This is a genomic window from Apibacter adventoris, from assembly GCF_002964975.1.
GTDB classification, from domain to species: Bacteria; Bacteroidota; Bacteroidia; order Flavobacteriales; family Weeksellaceae; genus Apibacter; species Apibacter adventoris.
Genome location: NZ_PSZM01000036.1, coordinates 44,213 through 59,528 on the forward strand (window position 1 = coordinate 44,213; position 15,316 = coordinate 59,528).

At 24.9% G+C, this 15,316-nt stretch carries 14 protein-coding genes; 8 read left to right on the forward strand and 6 right to left on the reverse strand.

Annotated features, from left to right (window positions below):
• Both C4S77_RS05210 and fbp read right to left on the reverse strand, forming a co-directional pair.
• Nucleotides 1-462: a GNAT family N-acetyltransferase gene (locus tag C4S77_RS05210; RefSeq protein WP_105246584.1), complete on the reverse strand. Its 462-nt coding sequence runs from the start codon at nt 460-462 to the stop codon at nt 1-3.
• Nucleotides 449-1,462 (reverse strand): class 1 fructose-bisphosphatase, encoded by a 1,014-nt coding sequence (gene fbp / locus C4S77_RS05215; RefSeq protein ID WP_105194524.1) that lies wholly within the window; start codon nt 1,460-1,462, stop codon nt 449-451. Before fbp ends, C4S77_RS05210 begins: the two co-directional genes overlap by 14 nt.
• 137 nt (nt 1,463-1,599) lie before the next feature.
• Here fbp and C4S77_RS05220 point away from each other — a divergent pair, with 137 nt between their 5' ends.
• The 7 genes from C4S77_RS05220 to C4S77_RS05250 all read left to right on the forward strand — a co-directional run bounded on the left by C4S77_RS05220 (nt 1,600) and on the right by C4S77_RS05250 (nt 8,502).
• Nucleotides 1,600-2,046, forward strand: coding sequence for a GNAT family N-acetyltransferase (locus C4S77_RS05220; RefSeq protein WP_105246586.1), 447 nt, complete (start codon nt 1,600-1,602; stop codon nt 2,044-2,046).
• A gap of 17 nt (nt 2,047-2,063) precedes the next feature.
• Nucleotides 2,064-3,314: an aspartate kinase gene (locus tag C4S77_RS05225; RefSeq protein WP_105246588.1), complete on the forward strand. Its 1,251-nt coding sequence runs from the start codon at nt 2,064-2,066 to the stop codon at nt 3,312-3,314.
• Nucleotides 3,311-5,140: a lysophospholipid acyltransferase family protein gene (locus C4S77_RS05230; protein ID WP_105246590.1), complete on the forward strand. Its 1,830-nt coding sequence runs from the start codon at nt 3,311-3,313 to the stop codon at nt 5,138-5,140. Before C4S77_RS05225 ends, C4S77_RS05230 begins: the two co-directional genes overlap by 4 nt.
• Before the next feature lie 49 nt (nt 5,141-5,189).
• On the forward strand, nt 5,190-5,921 hold the full coding sequence (locus C4S77_RS05235) for a metallophosphoesterase family protein (protein ID WP_105246592.1): 732 nt from the start codon (nt 5,190-5,192) through the stop codon (nt 5,919-5,921).
• Nucleotides 5,922-5,997: 76 nt separating this feature from the next.
• The gene (locus C4S77_RS05240) at nt 5,998-6,333 is read left to right on the forward strand and encodes a DUF2085 domain-containing protein (RefSeq protein WP_105246593.1); all 336 of its coding nucleotides are present in this window, start codon (nt 5,998-6,000) and stop codon (nt 6,331-6,333) included.
• Between the two features lie 22 nt (nt 6,334-6,355).
• A complete protein-coding gene (locus C4S77_RS05245; RefSeq protein WP_105246595.1) occupies nt 6,356-6,595 on the forward strand; it encodes a hypothetical protein in 240 nt (79 codons plus the stop codon).
• A gap of 713 nt (nt 6,596-7,308) precedes the next feature.
• Nucleotides 7,309-8,502: a phosphoglycerate kinase gene (locus C4S77_RS05250; protein WP_105192808.1), complete on the forward strand. Its 1,194-nt coding sequence runs from the start codon at nt 7,309-7,311 to the stop codon at nt 8,500-8,502.
• Between the two features lie 73 nt (nt 8,503-8,575).
• On the opposite strand, the gene C4S77_RS05255 is transcribed toward C4S77_RS05250, so the two are convergent.
• The 4 genes from C4S77_RS05255 to C4S77_RS05270 all read right to left on the reverse strand — a co-directional run bounded on the left by C4S77_RS05255 (nt 8,576) and on the right by C4S77_RS05270 (nt 14,025).
• Nucleotides 8,576-9,388 carry a class I SAM-dependent methyltransferase gene (locus C4S77_RS05255; protein WP_105246597.1) on the reverse strand — a complete coding sequence of 271 codons (813 nt, stop codon included), beginning with the start codon at nt 9,386-9,388 and terminating at the stop codon, nt 8,576-8,578.
• 83 nt (nt 9,389-9,471) lie between these two features.
• Entirely contained in the window at nt 9,472-11,340 is a 1,869-nt protein-coding gene (gene mnmG, locus C4S77_RS05260; RefSeq protein ID WP_105246599.1) for a tRNA uridine-5-carboxymethylaminomethyl(34) synthesis enzyme MnmG, read from the reverse strand.
• A gap of 30 nt (nt 11,341-11,370) precedes the next feature.
• Nucleotides 11,371-11,790, reverse strand: a complete 420-nt coding sequence (ybeY, locus tag C4S77_RS05265) for an rRNA maturation RNase YbeY (protein WP_105246601.1) — start codon at nt 11,788-11,790, stop codon at nt 11,371-11,373.
• A gap of 21 nt (nt 11,791-11,811) precedes the next feature.
• Nucleotides 11,812-14,025 carry a patatin-like phospholipase family protein gene (locus C4S77_RS05270; RefSeq protein ID WP_181042828.1) on the reverse strand — a complete coding sequence of 738 codons (2,214 nt, stop codon included), beginning with the start codon at nt 14,023-14,025 and terminating at the stop codon, nt 11,812-11,814.
• A 136-nt stretch (nt 14,026-14,161) separates the two neighbouring features.
• Here C4S77_RS05270 and C4S77_RS05275 point away from each other — a divergent pair, with 136 nt between their 5' ends.
• Nucleotides 14,162-15,307, forward strand: a complete 1,146-nt coding sequence (locus C4S77_RS05275; RefSeq protein WP_260209473.1) for a glycosyltransferase — start codon at nt 14,162-14,164, stop codon at nt 15,305-15,307.
• Nucleotides 15,308-15,316 lie beyond the last annotated feature (9 nt).

The window sequence follows — 15,316 nt, forward strand, 5'->3', positions numbered from 1 at the left end:
CTATTTAGCATGTTTTATCATCTCAATATGCTTAATTCCATCTTCTAAATAAACCTCACCTTCTGTTACAAAATTAAATTTTTTATAAAAAGGAATAGCATAATATTGTGCTCCTATTCTTATGTTTTGTTTTCCATAAAGTTCATATAAGGTTTCTATTGACTTTTCCATTAATAATTTACCTATTCCTGATGAACGTACTTTTTTATGGGTAATTACCCTACCTATAGAGGCTTCTTTAAAGGTGATTCCTACATCAAAAATACGAGAATAAGCTACCAGTTTACCATCTAAATACACAAGAATATGTGTTGCTTTAAAATCTTTATTATCTAAGTCCTGATAAGGGCAATTTTGTTCAACAATAAAAATTTCATTTCGCAATTGCATTATTTCATACAATTCATACAAAGTTAATTCATTAAACTTCTTTACTACACTTTTAAAATTATTCGTTTGCATTTTTCATAAATTCCTCAACTTTTATAACCATTTCTTTTGATCCACAAATAAAAGGTGACCTTTGGTGTAATTCTATAGGATTCAGGTCTAAAATACGAGTAAAACCATCACTAGCAGAACCACCTGCTTGTTCAGCTAGAAAGGCCATAGGATTACATTCGTAAAGCAAACGTAGTTTACCTTTCGGCGCATGGGAATAAGACGGGTATAAGTAAATTCCTCCTTTTAACATATTCCTATGAAAATCAGCTACCAATGAACCAATATATCGAGAGGTATAGGGCCTTTCTCCTTCTTCTTCTTGACAATATTTTATGTATTTTTTTATTCCTAAAGGAAATTTTATATAATTTCCTTCATTTATGGAATATATATTCCCTTTTTCAGGGATTTTAATATCTGGATGTGAAAGATAATAAACACCTAAAGCCGGGTCTAAAGTAAATCCATTTACTCCGTATCCTGTTGTATATACTATCATAGTAGAAGAACCATAAACTACATACCCTGCTGCCACTTGTTTATTTCCTGGTTGTAAAAAATCTTTAAGTTCTACGGGCGTTCCTTCAGAAGTAACTCTCCTATATATAGAAAAAATAGTTCCTACATTTACATTTACATCTATATTTGAAGAACCATCTAAGGGGTCTATTAAAACAACATATTTACTTTCATTAGCATTTTTTCCTGCTTTTACTTCAATAAAATCCTTATTTTCTTCTGAAGCTATTCCACATACTACTTCCCTGTTATTTAATGCCGCTATAAAAACTTCATTTGCAAAAACATCTAATTTTTGCTGTTCTTCTCCTTGCACATTTTTGTTTCCCATAGCTCCGATAATATCTACCAAACCTGCCTTATTAACTTCTTGATTAACAACTTTAGATGCCAATTTAATAGCACTTAAAAGTCTCGATAATTCTCCTGAAGAATATTGAAATTCAGATTGTTTTTCTATGATAAATTCTCCTAGTGTTTGCGGATTTATTATTTTCATTTTAAACCTATATTTGTGGTTATCTTCAATCCAAATATATTCATTTTTAGCTTTACTTTATAACTATATTTATATTTATCATATCTTTGTTTAATTAAAATTATATAAAAATATAATTTATATTTCTGTAAAACAATATGATAACTATTAATAAAGCAGCACTGAATGAAATAACACATTGCTATAAGTTGATACAAAAATTGGCTGTTTATGAAGGAGAAGATAGTAACTCTATTATAAGTTTAAAAGAGTTTATTAACCTTACTTCTACTACATCTCCTATTTTTCATATTTTAACAGCAAAAAAAAATAATATTATAGCAGGAATTGCAATTTATTATTATAGGTATTCTACTTGGAAAGGCAAACATATTCATTTGGAAGATTTATTTGTAGATGAAAGTTACCGTAAAGAAGGAATAGGTAAATTATTAATGGAAAAGTTAATTTCTATAGCTAAAACTGAACAATTAAAAAGAATAGAGTGGGAGGTACATAGTATAAATATCGAAGCTAAAAATTTTTATAAAAAAATGGGTGCTGAAATTAGTGAAATCTGGCAAATTAGTCGTTTAGAATTATAATAACATTTAATGTCCTTATGAATGTTTATAAATTTGGTGGGGCTTCTGTTAAAGATGCTGATAGTATTAAAAACGTTGTAAATGTTTTACGTACTTCTGGTTATAATAATACAGTTATTGTTGTTTCAGCTATGGGTAATACCACTAATGAATTAGAAGAAATTGTAAATTCTTATTTTGTCAACAATAATTATTCGGATTGTATTGAAAAAATAAGGAAAAATCATTTTGAAATACTTTCGCAACTATTTGATTATAAGGAAAATATTTTTACTATTATCAATAAATATTTCTCTGATCTATATACATTTCTGAAGAAAAATAAGTCTCAAAATTATAATTTTATTTATGATCAAATTGTAAGTTTTGGTGAACTTATTTCCAGTCAAATTGTAAGCAATTATCTTAATAAATCCGGAATAATAAATACTTGGATTGATATCAGAGACTATATAAAAACTGACAATACTTATAGAGAAGGAAAAGTAATTTGGAAATTAACTGAAAAAAATTTTGAAAATTTTGATACTTCTAAAGTATATGTTACTCAAGGTTTTTTAGCTGCAGATGACAATTACTTTAGTGTAACACTAGGACGTGAAGGATCAGATTATTCAGCTGCAATTATTGCTTATTGCTTACAAGCTGAAAAAATGATTATATGGAAAGATGTACCTGGAGTAATGAATGCAGATCCAAAATATTTTAAAGAAGCTCAATTGTTAAAATTTATTTCTTATGAAGAAACTATAGAATTATCTTTTTATGGAGCTTCTGTTATACACCCAAAAACCATACAACCATTACAACAAAAAGAAATACCACTAAATGTTAGGTCTTTTATATATCCAGAAAAAAAAGGAACCATTATTAAAAAAGGGGCAACTATTGATCCTTTAATTCCTTGCTTTATATTAAAAAAAGATATACATCTTTTAACAATATCATCACGTGATTTTTCATTTATGCAAGAAAAAAATTTAAGTTATATTTTTAATAAATTATCTGTTCTAAACATTAAAGTTACTATGTTAAATATAGCAGCTGTTTCAATATCTTTATGTGTTGAAGATAAGTATAATAATTTAAGTAAATTAATAGAAGAATTAGAAATATTTTTTAAATTAAATATTATTAAAAATGTATCTTTATATACTATTCGACATTCTAATGCTGAAATACAGCATAAACTTAAAAGCAATAAAAATGTTTTGTTAGAACAATTAGTAAAAAATACCTATCAAGTAGTTATAAATGATTCGTTATGAGCTTAATTTCTTTAAACGATATACAAGATGTTTTAAAACTAAAAAAATTTGGATTTTTAGGGAAATGTATTTCATGGATTATATTAAAAACTTTTCGACTCAATCGGGTAAACGAAGAATATGATAAAACTAAAAATTTACCTACAAAAGAATTTTTATCCACAATTTTAAAAAATTTTAAAGTATCTTATCATATACATGAAGAGGACCTGAAAAGAATACCGGAGAAAGGTCCATTTATTATTGTATCTAATCATCCTTTAGGTGCCCTAGATGGTATTATCTTAATGAAAATACTATCGGAAATACGCCCTGATTTTAAAATGATGGCCAACTTTTTATTAAAAAAAATTAATCCCTTAAAAAATATAGTTATACCCGTAAATCCTTTTGAAACAAGAAAAGAAAGTTTTGATAGTAAAAAAGGAATTGTAGAAGCTTTCCGTTTTTTAAAAGAAGGACACTGTTTAGCTATTTTCCCGGCAGGAGAAGTATCTCATTATAATTCTAAAACAAAAGAATATCAAGATAGAGAATGGACAGAAAGCGGTCTTAAATTTATACAAAAAGCAAAGGTACCGGTAATTCCTATGTATTTTCACGCTAAAAACAGTAAACTTTTTTATAAAGCTTATGATATACATCCTGACCTGCAAACGGCTTTACTTCCATCTGAAATGGTAAGGAAAAGGAAGCAACCTATACAAATAAGAATCGGAAAGCCTATATCTATAAAACAGCAACAAGAATATTCTGATATAAAAGATTATGGTAATTTTTTAAGGAATAAGGTTTATATGCTTAAATCCTTTTATACCATGACAAAAAATCCTTTTAAAAATGTAAAATTTCTTTCTGTTTCCGCTATGACCAAATCAGCAAATTCTGATGAAGTAAAACCTATTATAGAAGAAACTCCTAAAAACAATATAAAAAAAGAAATAGAGCTTCTAAGAGAATTTGATTGTCAATTATTTACTAATTATCAATATGAAATATTTTTTAGCAAAGCAGAAAAAATTCCCAATATTTTAAGAGAAATTGGAAGATTAAGGGAACTAACATTTCGAGAAGTAGGAGAGGGCACAAATGAGCCTTTTGATTTAGATGAATTTGATCAGTTTTATCATCATTTATTTTTATGGGATAGTGAAAATGAACTTATTGTAGGAGCTTATAGGATGGGAATGGGTAAAAGTATCTATACAAAATACGGAATCAATGGCTTTTACACGGCTTCTTTATTTGAATTTGATACAGAACTCTATCCGTTTTTTAAAAGAGTTATTGAAATGGGAAGGGCCTTTATTATTTCAGAATTTCAACAAAAGCCATTACCTTTATTTTTATTATGGAGAGGAATTGTTCATGTATGTTTAAGACATTCTGATTATAAATATTTAATTGGAGGTGTAAGTATAAGCAATCAATTTTCAAATTTCTCTAAATCTATAATGGTAGAATTTATGCGTTCTCATTATTTTGATGCATACGTAGCTCAATATGTTCACCCTAAAAATGAATTTAAAGTAAAATTAAAAGAAAACGAAAAAGATCTATTTTTTGATGCTGCAGAAGATGATTTAAATAAGTTTGATAAATTAATTGATGAATTGGAACCTGCTTTACGATTGCCTGTTTTAATAAAAAAATACTTTAAACAAAATGCTAGAGTAATAGCATTTAACGTAGATCCTAAATTTAACGATGCTATTGATGGTTTAATGTATATTAGAATTAGCGATTTACCAGAAAGTACTATAAAACCGGTTCTCGAAGAGTTACAAAATGAAGTGACAAAAAAATGTAATAATAATCATAAATAATCATAATTTAATCGCTAATTTCAAAATCATTTTAAAAAAAATTTAATTAATGAAAAGAAAATTAGTAATAGGTGATATTCATGGTGGACTTAAAGGTTTAAAACAAGTATTAAAAAAAGCTGAAATAACTGAAAATGATCTTCTTATTTTCTTGGGAGATTATGTAGATGGATGGAGTGATACTCCTAACACCTTAGATTTTCTAATTGAATTGAAAAAAAAATTTAATTGTATTTTCATAAAAGGAAATCATGATGTTCTTTTACTAAATTGGTTAAAATCCAATACACCTAATCCTAAATGGTTAAAACATGGTGGAGCTATTACAATTAAAAATTATGCGAATATCTCTGATAAAACAAAAAAAAAACATATTAAATTTTTAGAAAATCTATTAACTTACTACCTCGATGACAAAAAACGGTTATTCTTACATGCTGGTTTTACACACGTAAGAGGTATTGAAAATGAAACTCATGAAGATGTGTTTTATTGGGATAGAACACTTTGGGAAACTGCAACAGCTATGGACACAAACTTATGTATGAATTCACCTTTATATCCAAAAAGATTAAAAATTTATAAAGAAATTTATATAGGTCATACTCCTACAATACATATAAATTCACCTTTTCCTACACAAAAAGCTTGCGTATGGAATTTAGATACAGGAGCTGCTTTTACTGGTAAAATATCTGTATTAGATATTGATACAAAAGAGTTTTGGCAAAGCGATTTACTTACATATTTATATTCTAATGAAAAAGGAAGAAACATATAAATACTAATTATATATAATTTATATTTTTTTTATATTAACATTTTTTTTACTTTTGCCATCCAAACTAAGTTAAACTATGTATAAATTCCATGCCTGTCATCAAAAACCGGAACGATCATTTTTTTGGAAAGGAAAACAATTTCCTTTGTGTGCACGATGCACAGGAATTTATATAGCTTTTGTTCCCTTCTCATTTTTATTTATATTTTTTGATATAAATATTTGGTATTCTATTTTATTGCTTTTACCTGCATATTTAGATGGATCAACACAATTATTTTTTAAAAGAGAAAGTAATAACATATTAAGAGTAATTACTGGTTTTTTATGTGGTATAGGATTAGCTTCTCTAGCTTCTTGTTTAGGTAAATTTATTGGTAATTTTATTTTAGAATATATATTAAATAAATAATAATCATTAAAATTTATAAATTATGTCAACAGAAAATCAATCTGAAAATTTTAATCAACAAGATCCTTCTAATGAAGAAGATTTAAGCACTTTACTTAAAGTTGCAAGTGTCTTAATTCCTTTAGTAGGTATAATTTTATTTTTTGTAGAAAAGAATAAAAATCCTAAAAAATCTAAATCTGCATGTTATTTTGCTATAGGAGGATTTTTATTAAATCTCATTCTTAATATTATTTTTAGTATATATATTATTAAAAAATAATAATCTTAATTATAAAAAAAAAACCATCTATAATAATAGATGGTTTTTTTTATAATTATTTTATTGATTATTAATAAATTAAATAAAAATTAAGTCATAATATATTGATTTATAGTTAATTAATATGTTGTTTATAACTTTATAAATATATTAATTATATAAAAATATATATAATAAACAAAATCAAATATTTATAAAAAAAATATTTATTTCTAATTATTTAATTACCTAAAAATAGGTAGGTTAAACAAATATTAACATTTAAAAAAAATTATTGTTAAAAAATAAAATTAAAAATATTTTTATAAAATACGATTTTTGATATTATTATATAATTTATTTTTTATCCAAATTTATTTATATATATTACTACTAAGTTTTGAAAGTTATTTATTTCAGTTATTAACATTAAATCTATAAACAAATAAGTTATTCAAATTTGTAATTATTTGTTAAAATATATGTAAATTATTAATATACAAATTATTATACTTGTATACATGTTAATAAACATGTTAATATCACCTTTAAAATTATTATTATAAAATTTATTAACATATAAACATCTATATTATTACTATTACTATATATTTTGTTTTTAATTAAAAAAATTTATAATAATAATAGTACAAATGTGGATAAATTTCAGCCTTTAAAATTTCTATTTTACTTTCAATGAAACTATCTTTGTATTAAATATTAAAAGGTAAAATATGAAAACAGTTAATGATTTTAATTTTAATGGAAAAAAAGCATTAATTCGTGTAGATTTTAATGTTCCACAAGATGAAAATCTAAAAGTTACAGATTCTACTAGAATAATTTCAGCAAAACCTACAATAGATAAAGTATTAAATGATGGTGGATCTGTTATTTTAATGACTCATTTAGGAAGACCTAAAGGACAGGTTACTGATAAATACTCTCTAAAACATATAGTAGATAAAGTATCAGAAGTATTAGGTACAAAAGTAAAATTTGTTGATGAATGTGTTGGATCAAAAGCTGAATCTGCAGCTTTAGCATTAAAACCTGGTGAAGTTTTATTGTTAGAAAATTTAAGATTTCATTCAGAAGAAGAAAAAGGTGATGTAGATTTTGCTAAACAATTAGCAAAATTAGGAGATATCTACGTAAATGATGCTTTTGGAACTGCACATAGAGCACATGCTTCAACAGCTGTAATAGCTCAGTTTTTTCCAAATGCTAAATGTTTTGGTTTATTAATGGCTAAAGAATTAGATGCTATTCAAAAGGTGCTTAAAACAGGAGAAAAACCTGTTACTGCAATATTAGGAGGATCTAAAGTATCTTCAAAAATTACAATTATAGAAAATATACTTCCGGTAGTTGATAATTTAATTATTGGTGGCGGGATGACTTATACTTTTGTCAAAGCTTTAGGTGGAAGTGTAGGTAAATCAATATGTGAAGATGATAAATTAGATTTAGCTTTAGATATATTAAAAAAAGCTAAAGAAAATAATGTAAAAGTTTTCATTCCTGAAGATTCTGTTATTGCTGATGATTTTTCTAATGATGCTAAAACTCAGGTTGTTGAAACAAAGAATATTCCGGAAGGTTGGGAAGGACTTGATGTTGGTCCTAAAACAATTAAATCTTTTTCTGATGTAATTTTACATTCAAAAACTATTCTTTGGAATGGACCATTAGGTGTATTTGAAATGCCAAATTTTGCAGTTGGTACTAAAGCAATTGGGGATGCTATTGCAGAAGCTACAAAAAACGGTGCTTTTTCTTTAGTAGGAGGTGGAGATAGTGTAGCTTTTGTTAAACAAAATGGTTATACTGATAAAGTTAGTTATGTTTCAACAGGTGGTGGTGCAATGTTAGAATCTTTAGAAGGAAAAGAATTACCGGGTGTTGCTGCTATTTTAAACAATTAATTAAATATTTACATAATATAATAAAAAGAGACAATGTTATCATTGTCTCTTTTTATATAATATTTATACAATTTTATTTATTTAAAATATATATGAGTGAAGAATAATTTTTATTTTTCAAAGCTTTTATATTAGATAGTATACCAATAAATGGAAAACGTAATAAACTAAAATAGTTTTTAGAGTAATTTTCACTAATTAATGAAATATAAAAACTATCAAAGGGTAGGGGATAAGTGTGGATTACATTAAACTGATTTAAATTAAAAAAGTTTATAGCTCCTTCTTTAGAATAATGATAAATATGTCTTGGAACATCCCATGCTGCCCAATTTTCTTTATAATATTTTGCATCATAGGATTTATAATTTGGAATAGCTATTATGAGTATTCCATTTTTTTTTAATTTATTTTTTAATTCATTTAAAATTTTTTCTGGATTTGATATATGTTCTAATACATGCCAAAGTGTAATAATATCTATAGAATTATTTTCAATATCGTTTAATGAATTAATTGTATTTTCTTTTCCAATTTTATAAATAGCATTATTTAAAGCTTTAGAATTTGGTTCATATCCTATAATTGAATAATTATTATTTTTCATAAATTTCAGGAAAGATCCATCTCCACAACCATAATCTAGAATTTTACCAGTTTTTTTATATTTAGAAATTATTTTAAGTTTATATTTTTCATTTAATTTTTGAGTATACTGATATATTTTAGATTTTAATGAATTATCTTTTGAATGTGATAAGTATTTATTACTTTCATAATATTTTTCTAAATTTTCAGGTATATTTTGTGTTTTTAAAACACCTTTATATTGAGTTTCTTTAACTTCAAAAATTTCTTTTGTTAAAAAATGATCTTTAATTTTCATTATTTATTTTCCTTGAAATTTAAACATAAAATTTAATGTTTCACGTGGAACATTTAGATTATGTATTTTTAATTTTTATTTTTTTATCTTCCCATATATATTAATAGTACATTAATATCAGATGGCGATACTCCACTTATTCTACTAGCTTGACCAATAGTTTCAGGTTTAAATTTTATTAATTTTTGTTTTGCCTCTGTAGAAATACTATTTAATTTTGAATAATCAAAATTAGATGGTATTTTTATATTTTCTAGTCTATTTAATTTTTCAACATTTTCAAGTTCTTTATCTATATATCCTTTATATTTAATTTTAATTTCAACTTGTTCTAATATTTCATCTGAATAATTATGTGCATATAAATAATTTTGAATATTATTAATTTTTTCTAAATCTTTTAATTTTATATTAGGTCTTACTAAAATACTATCTGCTTTTACAGTTTGTGTAATAGGAGTAGATTTTTTATCGATTAATATTGGATTTGTTTCCTCTTGTTTTATAGAAGTTGATTTTATAAAAGCTATACACTCATTAGTCTTTTTTAATTTTTCTTCTAAATTTTTCATTCTTTTTTCTGAAACTAAACCTATATTATAACCTAATGGAGTAAGTCTTTCATCTGCATTATCTTGTCTTAAACTCATTCTATATTCTGCTCTAGAAGTGAACATTCTATAAGGTTCTTCTGTACCTTTAGTTATTAAATCATCTATAAGTACACCTATATAAGCTTCATTTCTTTTTAAAGTAAAAGAATTTTTTTCTTGAATTTTTAAAGAGGCATTAATTCCTGCAATTAAACCTTGAGCAGCAGCTTCTTCATAACCTGTTGTACCATTTATTTGTCCGGCAAAATATAAATTATCTATTATTTTTGTTTCTAACGTATTTTTTAATTGTGTTGGAGGAAAATAATCATATTCTATAGCATATCCAGGTCTAAATAGTTTAGCATTTTCAAAACCTGGTATTAATTGTAATGCTTTTATTTGAATATCATCTGGTAAAGATGTACTAAATCCATTTATATAATATTCAATAGTTTTCCAACCTTCTGGTTCAGCAAAAATTTGATGTCTTTCCCTTTCAGAGAATCTATTAATTTTATCTTCAATAGAAGGGCAATATCTGGGACCGGTACTTTTAATTGTACCATTAAATAAAGGTGATCTTTCAAAACCTTCTTTTAAAGTTTCATGTACTTTTATATTTGTATAGGTTATATAACAGCTTCTTTGTTTTTTTAATTTTGGTGTATTGGTATATGAAAATTTTTGTGGATCTGTATCTCCTTTTTGTTCTTCCATTTTAGAAAAATCAATGCTTCTACCATCTACACGTGGAGGAGTACCTGTTTTCATTCTTCCAGATTCAAAACCTAATTTTATTAAACTTTCCGTGATGCCAAAAGCTGCTTTTTCACCCATTCTACCACCTCCAAATTGTTTTTCACCTATATGAATTAATCCATTTAAAAAAGTTCCATTTGTAAGTATTACAGATTTAGAATAAATTATGGCTCCCATAAATGTCTTAACACCCACAATTTTATGTTGATCTGTGATTATTTCCGTAACCATATCCTGAAAAAAATCTAAATTAGGAATATTTTCTAATTGATTTCTCCATTCTTCTGAAAATTTCATTCTATCTGATTGAGCTCTAGGACTCCACATAGCTGGACCTTTAGATAAGTTTAACATTTTAAACTGAATCATAGTTTTATCAGTTACAATACCTGATAAACCTCCTAAAGCATCAATTTCTCTTATAATTTGTCCTTTTGCAATTCCTCCCATAGCAGGATTACATGACATTTGACCTATAGTTTGAAGGTTCATAGTTATCAATAAGGTTTTAGAACCTAATTGTGCTGCAGCTGCAGCTGCTTCACAGCCTGCATGTCCTGCACCAACTACAATTACATCATATTTTTCTAATATCATATTTTATAATGTTTCACGTGAAACAAATATTTATTGTAAATTTTTATATATGTTTAAATAATAATTTTCTTTTTCTCGCATTAATTTTGAGTCTTCAATTGATTTATCTTTATAACCAATTATATGTAAAATTCCATGTACTAAAACCCTATTCAATTCTTCTTCAAAATTTGATTTATTAATATTTGAATTTTCTTTGATTCTATCAATAGAAATAAAAATATCACCAGAAATAATATCATTTTCTCTATAATCAAATGTAATAATATCAGTATAGAAATCATGATTGAGATATTCAATATTAATTTTTAATAACTGTTCATCAGAACAAAAAATATAATTAATATTACCTAATTTTGTATTTTCATTTATAATGGTATTATGTATCCATTTTTTTCTTTTTCTTTTATTTTTTAGAATAAAATTATTTTCTGAAAAATAATGTATCATTGTATTTGTATTATATTTAATTTAAAACCAATAACCTAATCCTACGCTAAATACTCCTTTTTTTTGATTTACAGAATAAGTGTATAATAAATTAATTGGGCCGAAAGGACTATCATAACCATAGCCTATTCCATAACTGGAATATTTATAATTAAAATATTTTATATCTTTAAAATAGTTTTCTACATTGGCATAATTAACATATAATTTAGCATAATGATTTTTTAATATTTTATAATTTATAGAACTGTATAAAGAAATAAGATGATTTCCACTTGTATATGCAAAAGGTAATCCTAAAAATCGTTTAAAATTATAGAGTTCTTGCTCAAAATAACCTCCAATGTAATATTTATATTGCATTGCCGGACTATTAAAAGAAGTTCCTAAAAAATCTTGGTTTTCAATAAATAATTTTTTTGTTATGGGTATTGAAAAGTTTAAATCTCCTTTTATAATGGTAAAGTCATTAAAATTTGGTGCATTAGAAACTAATATTTGCTTAGCAATAGCATTTATTTTAAAACCTCTAGAAGAGAAATTTGCGTTGTCTCTTGTATCAACTTTGATATAAAAATATGGATTTATAAAATAGCTTTCATCTTTTAAGAAAGTTGGATTAGATTTAAAAGGAGAAAAATTAATATAACTATATTCTAAACCTAATCCTACAGCATATTTTTCTTTAAGAGTTGATTGAAAATATATTTGCTGATCAAAATTTCGTATTCTGTTTATAATATATTTACTTTTCTTTAAATCAGAATAATTAAAATTAAAAGCATTAAAATTTGTATTAAACCCTATGCTAGGATAAACTCCATTATCAATAAAATAGTTAATATAAGTTCTAAAATTATTACTAAAAACTATATCTGTTGATAAGGAAGAATTTTTAAATAAAAGCTTATATAAAGTTATATTTGTAAGAATAGAAGCTTTATAAACATCGTCATAATGTATTCCTAATTTAAGTGAATTGTTATTTTTTTCATCTAAAAACAGTGTTAGTTTTATACTATCATTTTTTTCCTTATTATTTTGAATTTGATAATATACTCTATTAAAGTTTCCTGTTGAATACAAAGCGGAAATTCCTTTACTTATGTCTTTTATAGAAGTATTACCAGGAATTTCAATTCCAATTTTTCTCTTAATATATTTAGAATCATACGAGTTTTTACCTTCAATATTTAATGTAGTAACATATAAATTTTTATTAACTGGTATTTCTTTTGTATTGTTAATCGTATCTTTATTATTTTGCAGTTTAGCTATTTTTTTTAATTCTATATATGCTTTTTCTGCAGCAAGTTTACCTTTTAGTAATATAGAATCCTTCTTATCAAAATCTGTAACGCTATAATCTTTCAAGTCAGGTTTTATTAAAAGATTAACATAACTTCTTTCAAAGTCAGTTTTCATATTTATTCTATAACTAATAATTTGATTTATCACATTTATTAATGATTTAATATCTTCAGCTTTTTGTAATCCGGATCCTAAATCTACACCGATAATTATATCTATACCTTTGTCTTTTAATGCTTTAGCAGGGAAATTATCAACTATACCACCATCAATATATAATTTATTATTTATTTTAATAGGTTCTATCAAAGAGGGATAAGCTGCACTCGCTAATACACTTAGAGGTAAAAATCCATTTTCCATCTGTTCTTCATCTCCAGTTTCTAAATTAGTTGCTATGCAAAGGAAAGGAATTGGAAGTTTAGAATAATCCTTTATATCATGTACATTGCTTAATAAATTAGTTAATAACAATAAAGAACCTTGCCCTTTACTAATAGCTGTAGGCAAAGTAAATTTTAATTTATTATCAAAGGGAAGTGTAAATAAATATTTATCACGATATGATTTATCTATAAATGGAATGAAACTACGATCTTTTTCCTGAAGAAAAAGCCCAACAAAATCAATATTTTCAATAGCTTTTTTTATTTCTTTGGGAGAATATCCAGCAGCATATAATGAACCTACTATTGCTCCCATACTGGTTCCGCTTATATAATCGATTTTAATACCGGCTTTTTCTATAGCTTCAATAACTTCTACATGTGCAAAACCTTTAGCACCACCACCACTTAATACCAAACCAACTTTAGGATTTTTTTTGATATGTGTTTTGTCAATGATTAATGTCTGTGCTTTATAATTAATTAAAGCTATTAGAAAAACAATAAAAAAAATACTTATTTTTTTCCTAAAAATCATGATAGCAAATATATAAATAATAGTTTGAAGAATATAAGTTACAATAGTGTATAAAATTAATAATATTTGCATAGAACTTATAAAAAAGATGTAACTATATATAAATACTAATTTTTATCTTTGTTAATTATTTATAATGCAGAAAAAAAAAATAAAAGTTTTATTTAGATTAAGATCTATGGAAATGGGAGGGGTTCAAAAAGTAATTTTGGATCTTTTAAATAATTTATCAAAAGATAAATTTGAATTTACATTGTTACTTAATTTATATCAGGGAGAACTTAGAAATGATATACCGAAAAATGTAAAACTTTTATATCTAACAAAAGGAAAAGAAGATTTTAGTAAGAATCCATTATTAAAAAAGATTCAACTTGCATTTAGACTATTAAAATTATATTTATATAAAAAATTTCCTTCATTTCAACTTAAAGAAAAATATGATATAGAAGTAGCTTCAAGTTATTCAGAATATGATATGACTTTAAATAGTTCAAATAAAAATTCAAAAAAAATTGCGTGGTTTCATTCAGAAGTTACTTATGAAAGATTAAGATCGAAATCATGGGAATATATAAAAAAAATGAAAAAATTTGATTATGTAGTTTTTTGTGCCAATCAAATTAGGAATCTAATAGAAGAAAAATATGGTATAACTTTTTCTAATAGTTCGGTTATTTATAATGCAGTACATGTTGACGAAATAAAAAAAAAGGCAGAAGAATATAATGTAGATTACGGGAAATTAAAAAAACCAATTTTTTGTTCCATAGGACGTTTACATAGTAGAAAAGGATATGAAATACTTGTAAATGTTCATGCTAGACTTATAAATGAAAATTATATACATTCAATAGTAATAGTAGGAGATGGTGAAGAAATGGATAGATTAAAAAAGCAAGTAATTGCTTTAAAGGTTGAAAAAACATTTAAACTATTAGGAACGAAATTAAATCCATATCCTTACTTAAAAGCAGCAGATTATTTTGTTTTACCCACTAAATCTGAGGCATATCCTTTAGTTATAAATGAAGCATTAGCACTGGAAAAACCAATTATTAGTACTAGAGTAGGAGGAATACCAGAAATGATAGATAATAATTTTAATGGTTTATTAGTTAATTGTAATGAAGAAGAAATATACCAAGGTATGAAGAAATTTATTCAGAATTCGAAATTTGTTGATGATATAAAGAGAAATTTAGAAAAACCTGAAGAAAAATTTAATCCAGATAGTATTTATCAAGAAGTTGAAGAATTGTTATTACAATTATTAAACTAGTCAATATAC

Excerpts from the sequence above, each read along its gene's own strand:
- C4S77_RS05210 (WP_105246584.1), bottom strand. The coding sequence starts at position 462 with ATGCAAACGAATAATTTTAAAAGTGTAGTAAAGAAGTTTAATGAATTA.
- fbp (WP_105194524.1), bottom strand. The coding sequence starts at position 1,462 with ATGAAAATAATAAATCCGCAAACACTAGGAGAATTTATCATAGAAAAA.
- C4S77_RS05220 (WP_105246586.1), top strand. The coding sequence starts at position 1,600 with ATGATAACTATTAATAAAGCAGCACTGAATGAAATAACACATTGCTAT.
- C4S77_RS05225 (WP_105246588.1), top strand. The coding sequence starts at position 2,064 with ATGAATGTTTATAAATTTGGTGGGGCTTCTGTTAAAGATGCTGATAGT.
- C4S77_RS05230 (WP_105246590.1), top strand. The coding sequence starts at position 3,311 with ATGAGCTTAATTTCTTTAAACGATATACAAGATGTTTTAAAACTAAAA.
- C4S77_RS05235 (WP_105246592.1), top strand. The coding sequence starts at position 5,190 with ATGAAAAGAAAATTAGTAATAGGTGATATTCATGGTGGACTTAAAGGT.
- C4S77_RS05240 (WP_105246593.1), top strand. The coding sequence starts at position 5,998 with ATGTATAAATTCCATGCCTGTCATCAAAAACCGGAACGATCATTTTTT.
- C4S77_RS05245 (WP_105246595.1), top strand. The coding sequence starts at position 6,356 with ATGTCAACAGAAAATCAATCTGAAAATTTTAATCAACAAGATCCTTCT.
- C4S77_RS05250 (WP_105192808.1), top strand. The coding sequence starts at position 7,309 with ATGAAAACAGTTAATGATTTTAATTTTAATGGAAAAAAAGCATTAATT.
- C4S77_RS05255 (WP_105246597.1), bottom strand. The coding sequence starts at position 9,388 with ATGAAAATTAAAGATCATTTTTTAACAAAAGAAATTTTTGAAGTTAAA.
- mnmG (WP_105246599.1), bottom strand. The coding sequence starts at position 11,340 with ATGATATTAGAAAAATATGATGTAATTGTAGTTGGTGCAGGACATGCA.
- ybeY (WP_105246601.1), bottom strand. The coding sequence starts at position 11,790 with ATGATACATTATTTTTCAGAAAATAATTTTATTCTAAAAAATAAAAGA.
- C4S77_RS05270 (WP_181042828.1), bottom strand. The coding sequence starts at position 14,025 with ATGATTTTTAGGAAAAAAATAAGTATTTTTTTTATTGTTTTTCTAATA.
- C4S77_RS05275 (WP_260209473.1), top strand. The coding sequence starts at position 14,162 with ATGCAGAAAAAAAAAATAAAAGTTTTATTTAGATTAAGATCTATGGAA.